The 4680-nt window shown below is 56.6% G+C and carries 6 protein-coding genes; 4 read left to right on the top strand and 2 right to left on the bottom strand.

The genetic code is table 11. The annotated features are described in order from the left end of the window. Positions 1–455 (top strand): transketolase C-terminal domain-containing protein (locus Q0510_RS13395; protein ID WP_298712520.1); only part of this gene is annotated, 455 nt, incomplete at its 5' end. Positions 456–597: 142 nt separating this feature from the next. On the opposite strand, the gene cysM is transcribed toward Q0510_RS13395, so the two are convergent. Both cysM and Q0510_RS13405 read right to left on the bottom strand, forming a co-directional pair. Beyond that, complete coding sequence (gene cysM, locus Q0510_RS13400; protein ID WP_298712523.1) at positions 598–1482, bottom strand: cysteine synthase CysM; 885 nt, start codon at positions 1480–1482, stop codon at positions 598–600. Between the two features lie 4 nt (positions 1483–1486). After that, on the bottom strand, positions 1487–2290 hold the full coding sequence (locus tag Q0510_RS13405; protein ID WP_298712526.1) for a serine acetyltransferase: 804 nt from the start codon (positions 2288–2290) through the stop codon (positions 1487–1489). A 182-nt stretch (positions 2291–2472) separates the two neighbouring features. Between Q0510_RS13405 and Q0510_RS13410 the strand changes: the two genes are divergently transcribed. From Q0510_RS13410 to Q0510_RS13420, 3 genes are read left to right on the top strand one after another with little or no spacing between them, the layout of a single operon-like run. Beyond that, the gene (locus tag Q0510_RS13410) at positions 2473–3657 is read left to right on the top strand and encodes a sigma-54 dependent transcriptional regulator (protein ID WP_298712529.1); all 1185 of its coding nucleotides are present in this window, start codon (positions 2473–2475) and stop codon (positions 3655–3657) included. A gap of 47 nt (positions 3658–3704) precedes the next feature. Then, positions 3705–3851 carry a helix-turn-helix domain-containing protein gene (locus Q0510_RS13415; RefSeq protein WP_298712532.1) on the top strand — a complete coding sequence of 49 codons (147 nt, stop codon included), beginning with the start codon at positions 3705–3707 and terminating at the stop codon, positions 3849–3851. Then, on the top strand, positions 3844–4497 hold the full coding sequence (locus tag Q0510_RS13420; protein ID WP_298712535.1) for an alpha/beta hydrolase: 654 nt from the start codon (positions 3844–3846) through the stop codon (positions 4495–4497). The genes Q0510_RS13415 and Q0510_RS13420 overlap by 8 nt, the downstream gene beginning before the upstream one ends. Positions 4498–4680 lie beyond the last annotated feature (183 nt).

Below are 4680 nucleotides of genomic sequence, written 5' to 3' on the forward strand. Positions count from 1 at the left end.
ATTGCGACACGGGCGAGGTTCCCGAAGAAGAATACATAATCTCCATCGGTAAAGCGGATATCAAACGCGCCGGGAAGGACGTTACCATCGTGTCTTTCAACAAAATGATGAAAGTAGCCCTCGGCGCTGCCGAAGAGCTGGCGAAAGAAGGTATCGAGGCCGAAGTAATCGACCTCCGCACCATCCGCCCCCTCGACTGGTTCACCATCCTCGAGTCCGTGAAGAAAACCAACCGCCTGGTGATCGTGGAAGAACAATGGCCCTTCGCCAGCATCTCTTCCGAGATCTCTTACCGCATCCAGAAAGAAGGTTTCGACTACCTGGACGCTCCCATCCGCCGCATCACCGCCGTGGACGCTCCCATGCACTACGCACCCAACCTGGTGAAACTGTACCTGCCCGATATCGAGCGTACCGTGAAACTGGTGAAGGAAGTGATGTACATGAAAAAGTAAAAGTCAACTTTACAGTGCATAATCATAGCTGCGCTCCCCAAAGGGCGCAGCTTTTTTTAACCCCGGACCTGCCCCAAATACGAACCGCGCCCCCTGGGGAGCGCGGCCGCCGATTGATGGTTGATGATATAGAAAGTTGAAATTATTGGCCGAAAAGGTCAGTGCTGAGATAGCGGTCGCCCCGGTCGCATATGATGCACACGATCACCCCGCTCGTCAGTTCGTTCGCCACCCTTACCGCCGCGGCTACCGCGCCGCCGCTGGACATGCCGCAGAAGATCGCTTCCTCCCGCGCCAGGCGGTTCGTCATCTCCCGCGCTTCCGCTTCTGAAATATCCATGATCCGGTCTACCCGCTGCCGCTCGAAAATCTTGGGCAGGTAGGCTTCCGGCCATTTACGGATGCCGGGGATCTTGCTGCCGTCTGTCGGCTGGCAACCCACGATCTGCACGCCGGGGTTTACCTCTTTTAAAAAACGCGAAACGCCCATAATTGTTCCCGTGGTGCCCATAGCCGACACGAAATGGGTGATGCCGTGCCGCGTGTCGCGCCAGATCTCGGGACCGGTGGTGCGGTAGTGCATGCCGTAATTATCCGGGTTGGCGAATTGGTTCAGCATGAAATAACCGCCTTTTTCCACCTGCGCATGCGCATAGTCGATGGCGCCTTCCATGCTTTGTTCTTTGGGCGTGAGCACAACTTTCGCGCCGAAGGCTTCCATGGTGAGCACGCGCTCGCGGGTAGCATCTTCGGGCATGACGATTTCGATATCCACGTTAAAGAGGTTGGCGATCATGGCCAGCGCGATGCCGGTGTTGCCGCTGGTGGCTTCGATCAGTTTGATGCCGGGGCGGATCTCGCCGCGGTCGAGCGCGCCTTTGATCATGCCGTAGGCCGCCCTGTCTTTCACGCTGCCGCCGGGATTGGTGCCTTCCAGTTTGGCGTAGATCGTGACACCGGGATTTTCCGGGATGCGCTGAAGGGCCACCATGGGGGTGTTGCCCACTAAATCCAGTACTGTGCTCATACGATTAAGTGACTTTTATGCTGCCGTCTGCTTTGTAATAAATCCTGGAATGGGGCTCTACGGATTTGATGAGCCATACATTCCCGCCGATGACGCTGTGGTGCCCGATGATGGTGTCTCCGCCGAGGATGGTGGCGCCGGCGTAAATTACCACGCCTTCCTCGATAGTAGGGTGGCGCTTGGCGCGGGCCATCGTTTTGTCGATGCTCAGCGCGCCCAGCGTAACGCCCTGGTATATTTTCACATGGGGGCCGATGACGGTGGTTTCACCGATCACGATGCCCGTGCCATGGTCGATACAGAAATACGGCGCGATCTCTGCCGCAGGGTGGATGTCCACGCCCGTTCTGGCGTGTGCGTATTCGGTGATAACGCGGGGGAGGAGGGGCACTTCCAGCAAATGGAGCCCATGCGCCACGCGGTAAGCCGCTATCGCGAAAAAGCCGGGATACGCCCGGATCACTTCGTAGACGCAGGTGGCCGCGGGGTCGCCCTGCAGGATGGCCTCCGCATCCTTGGTGAGGTCCGCGTATATGCCCGGCACCATCTCCATAAACTGGCGGCTCACCGCCTGGGGAGACTCCGGCAATTGCCCGGGAATATGCTGCAGCAGCTCATTCAGCTGCGTTTCCAGCCGCACCGCGTACTGCTCGATGGCAGCGTCATCCATCACCCGGCCGCTATGCTCCGGGAACAGCCAGTTGATCAGGTCGTTGCAGAACTGCCAGACGGCCTCCGAACTGGGATAGGCCACAACGCCGGCAGCAGCATGCCGCTGTTTCAATAATTCGAGTAGTGGGTGCATCATAACGTATAGTTACCTGTGTCGGGCTAAAATTACTGATAAAACCGACAAGATTGGTAGACTTTATTTGCCTAAAACGCCCGTCCAGCGATATTTTTTTATTTCGCTGCCGTTTAAAGTAAGTGAATTGCGCTACATCAGCCGTTTCTTGTTATTTTTGCCGTGTTTAAAATAATAGACAAACTATGGCCAACATTCTGATCATCGACGACGAAAAGAGCATCCGGAAAACGCTCACCGAAATCCTGAGCTACGAGGGGTATAAAATCGACGAAGCGGCCGACGGAGCCGAAGGCTTCAAAATGTTCCAGGCCAAAACTTACGACGCCGTATTGTGCGATATCAAAATGCCGAAGATGGACGGCCTCGAATTCCTCGAGAAAGCCCGCGAAATCAATGGCGACGTGCCCATCATCATGGTGTCCGGCCATGGTAATATCGACACGGCGGTAGACGCGGTGAAGAAAGGCGCCTTCGATTATATTTCCAAACCGCCCGACCTCAACCGCCTCCTCATCACCCTCCGCAACGCGCTGGACAAAACCACCCTGGTAGCCGAAACCAAAACGCTGCGAAAAAAGGTGAACAAAACGCCCGACATGATCGGCGAATCAGGGCCTATCGTAAAAATCAAGGATACCATCCATAAAGTAGCGCCGACAGACGCGCGCGTACTCGTTACCGGCGAGAATGGCGCGGGCAAGGAGCTCGTGGCCCGCTGGATTCACGCCTACAGCAACCGCGCCAGCGGTCCCATGGTGGAAGTGAACTGCGCGGCCATCCCTTCCGAGCTCATCGAATCCGAACTGTTCGGCCACGAGAAAGGTTCCTTCACCTCCGCCGTGAAACAACGCATCGGTAAATTCGAACAGGCGAGCGGCGGCACCCTCTTCCTCGACGAAATCGGCGATATGAGCCTCAGCGCACAAGCCAAAGTGTTGCGCGCCCTGCAGGAAGGAAAAATCACCCGGGTGGGCGGCGAAAAGGAAATCAGCGTGGACGTTCGCGTGGTAGCGGCTACAAATAAAGATTTGCTGAAAGAAGTGGAAGACAAAAACTTCCGCCTCGACCTCTACCACCGCCTCAGCGTGATCCTCATTCACGTGCCTTCGCTCAACGACCGCCGCGACGATATCCCCCTTCTTGTGGACCACTTCCTCGATCTCGTATGTGCGGAATACGGCACCGCCCGCAAAACGGCGGAGAAAGACGCGATGAAGGCGCTGCAGCAACATCAGTGGACGGGCAACATCCGCGAACTGCGGAACGTAGTGGAGCGGCTGGTGATCCTTTCCGGGAAAACCATTACGGCCGATGATGTGGAGAATTACGTGGTGCCCAATCACGACAAAAAAAAAGCCACTACCTGAATGACGAACTGCTCGTTTTAACGAAGCTGCACGATTTCCGGGACGAAGTGGAGAAGATATTCATCGAATTCATGTTGCAAAAAAACGGATGGAACGTAAGCAAAACCGCACAGGCGCTGGACATCCAGCGAAGCCATCTTTACAACAAGATGGAGCGTTACGACATCCGCAAAACTTCCGGTGGGGATGAGTAAAAGGCACATATACCTGATCAGCGGCCTGGGGGCCGACGAACGGGTGTTCGGGCGACTGGTGTTTCCGGCCGACTGCGAAGTGCATTACCTTCCCTGGATCACGCCCCTCAATGCCGGGGAACCCATCGGCGAATATGCGGGGCGCATGGCCCGGAGGATTCTCCACCCGGAACCCATTCTCGTCGGACTTTCCTTCGGCGGCATGATGAGCATCGAAATTGCGCGGCAAATGCCCGTTCGGCAGGTGGTCCTTATTTCCAGCGTGAAATCGCGGCAGGAATTGCCGCCGTACTACAATGGTTTCGCCAGCAAAGTATTAAATCGCCTGCCCGACAGGCTCCTTTTCTCCAACCGGCGCTTCGTGGTGCAGCTGTTCATGCAATGCGGCAGCGAAGAAGAGCGCCGCCTCCTCGACGACTACCTCGGCAAAAAAGACCTCCGCTACATGCGCTGGGCGCTGGGGGCCATCCTGCAGTGGAACAATGACTGGACGCCGCCGGGCCTGCTGCATATCCACGGCAGCAGCGACAGGCCTTTCCCGCGGCGGTACGTTACCCCCACGCATACGATCCTCAAAGGCGGCCACTTCATGATCATGAACCGTGCGCCGGAAATCAGTACGATCCTCGAAAAAAATCTCTTGTAAACTGCGCTCAGGAAGCGGGCACCTGCTTGCGGCGGGCGTATTGGAGCACCTCGTCCATCGAGAGGAGCACTTTCACGTTTTCGGGGATGGGCACGGAGATGCGCGCGATCTGCGGTCCGGAAATCGTGACGGGGATAGTGGGGAACAGGCGGCCGAGGTCTTTCACGAAATTATCGAGCGCGC

Source organism: uncultured Chitinophaga sp. (genome assembly GCF_937874145.1).
GTDB lineage: Bacteria > Bacteroidota > Bacteroidia > Chitinophagales > Chitinophagaceae > Chitinophaga.

Bases quoted from the DNA above. Each gene is read 5' to 3' on its own strand.
- cysM (WP_298712523.1), bottom strand. From the start codon at position 1,482: ATGAGCACAGTACTGGATTTAGTGGGCAACACCCCCATGGTGGCCCTT.
- Q0510_RS13405 (WP_298712526.1), bottom strand. From the start codon at position 2,290: ATGATGCACCCACTACTCGAATTATTGAAACAGCGGCATGCTGCTGCC.
- Q0510_RS13410 (WP_298712529.1), top strand. From the start codon at position 2,473: ATGGCCAACATTCTGATCATCGACGACGAAAAGAGCATCCGGAAAACG.
- Q0510_RS13420 (WP_298712535.1), top strand. From the start codon at position 3,844: ATGAGTAAAAGGCACATATACCTGATCAGCGGCCTGGGGGCCGACGAA.